The following is a 1,527-nucleotide window of genomic DNA, read 5'->3' as shown; positions in this document are numbered from 1 at the left end:
GCGCCGCCGAGCTTCTCCTCGGCGAAGAGTCCCGCTTCCACCCGCCGGGCGAGTTCCACCTCTTCCGCGGCGGTGAGGAGCGGGATCCTGCCTATCTCGCGCAGGTACTGGCGGAAGAGGTCGGCGGAGGGGCCGCCGCCGGCCGGGCCGGCGGGGTCGCGGCCGGGCTGCCGGGCGGGCTGTTCGATGAGTTCGAGCACCTCGGGTCCGTCGTCCCCGTCGTGCTCGGCGGCTTCGTGTGCGGCGTCTGGGGTCTCGTCCACGGCCTCGGCCTCGGCCTCTGCGGTTGCGACTTCACCGGCGTGGAACGGGCTGCCGGCGGGGTGGCTCACGTTCACGGTCAGGGTCCGGGTCTGCACGGGGGCGACCTCCAGGGGCTCCGAGGACGGTGGCACCGCACCTCAGTGTGGGGTACGACACATCGCCGCCACGAGGGGCGTGCGGGCACTTTCTGGGCCCGCTGCGTGACCGGATGGTTACCCCCCGGCGGCAACCCCGATGCGGATCGGACTCATGTCCGAGACGATCGGGGCCGCCCGTGCCGGGCCGTGGCTCCGGATCAGGCCATCCAGAAGAAGACGGCCGTCATCCGCTTGTCCTCGAGGGTGGTGCCCCAGTAGCCGGTGGCGCTGTGGATCAGGTTGGCGGAGTAGAGCAGGAGGCGGTTGTAGCGGTGGGGGACGCGGAGGTCCTCGGTGAAGGAGTCCTCGGGGACGAAGCGGGTGCCGAGGGCGTCGACGAGGTTGTTGTGCGGGGCGAGGACCTGGTTGCCGCCGAGGACCCCGCCGGGGAGGCTCTGCCGGTAGAAGCTGGTGCCGCAGTCCTTGGGTATGCCGGGGGTCAGGTAGAGCACGGCGGCGTAGCGGCACAGGGTGCGGGAGTCGGTGTGCGGGCGGGACTCGCACTCCCCCTCGCCGACGACCTGCACGCAGTTGTGGTTGAAGGTGCCGGCTCCGGCGGGGTCCTCGGCCCAGATCCGCTTCGCCCCGGTGGCCTGCCTCACCAGCTTCTCCACGTGGGCGAGTTCGGCCGGCTCCAGGGCGGGCATGGCGCGCAGGCCGGGCCAGGGCTCGGGCTTGTGCGGGGCGCCCTGGACCCAGTCGTCCTTGGCCAGACAGCGTTCGCGTACGGCGTCCACGTCGGGCAGTACGTCGTCCAGCACCCAGTAGTCGCGGCCGCGGGTGGGCTTGCGGTAGGGGAGCACGGGAAGGGCGTTCGGGGGTCGGAGTGACATGCGCGGAACGCTAGTTGCGACAGCTGTGAGGCTCCCCAAAGCGGGCCCCAAGAGTGCGGCAAGAGATGGTCCGGCGGCGCACGCGGTCAGACGGGCTCCACGCGGACGGCGCAGACCTTGAACTCCGGCATCCGGGAGACGGGGTCCAGGGCGGGGTTGGTGAGGGTGTTGGCTCGGCCCTCCCCGTACCAGTGGAAGGGCATGAACACGGTGTCCGCCCTGATGGCGTCGGTGATCCGGGCCGGGGCCACCGCCCGGCCGCGGCGCGAGGTGACGGCCAGCGGGGCGCCGTC

Annotated in this window: 3 protein-coding genes; all 3 read right to left on the bottom strand. The window is 72.2% G+C overall.

The annotated features are described in order from the left end of the window. Nucleotides 1-359, bottom strand: a 359-nt coding sequence (locus VR44_RS02800; RefSeq protein WP_281187097.1) for a sigma-70 factor domain-containing protein, incomplete at its 3' end; no start/stop codon positions are given. 200 nt (nucleotides 360-559) lie between these two features. After that, nucleotides 560-1,234 (bottom strand): DUF6445 family protein, encoded by a 675-nt coding sequence (locus tag VR44_RS02795; RefSeq protein WP_045945737.1) that lies wholly within the window; start codon nucleotides 1,232-1,234, stop codon nucleotides 560-562. 86 nt (nucleotides 1,235-1,320) lie between these two features. Next, on the bottom strand, nucleotides 1,321-1,527 hold a 207-nt coding region (locus tag VR44_RS02790), incomplete at its 5' end, for a molybdopterin dinucleotide binding domain-containing protein (RefSeq protein WP_045945736.1).

Source organism: Streptomyces katrae, assembly GCF_000966975.1.
GTDB lineage: Bacteria > Actinomycetota > Actinomycetes > Streptomycetales > Streptomycetaceae > Streptomyces > Streptomyces katrae.
The sequence above is the reverse complement of the archived record's forward strand: the minus strand, read 5'-3'. Positions and strand labels throughout refer to the sequence as shown.

Excerpts from the sequence above, each read along its gene's own strand:
- VR44_RS02795 (WP_045945737.1), bottom strand. The coding sequence starts at position 1,234 with ATGTCACTCCGACCCCCGAACGCCCTTCCCGTGCTCCCCTACCGCAAG.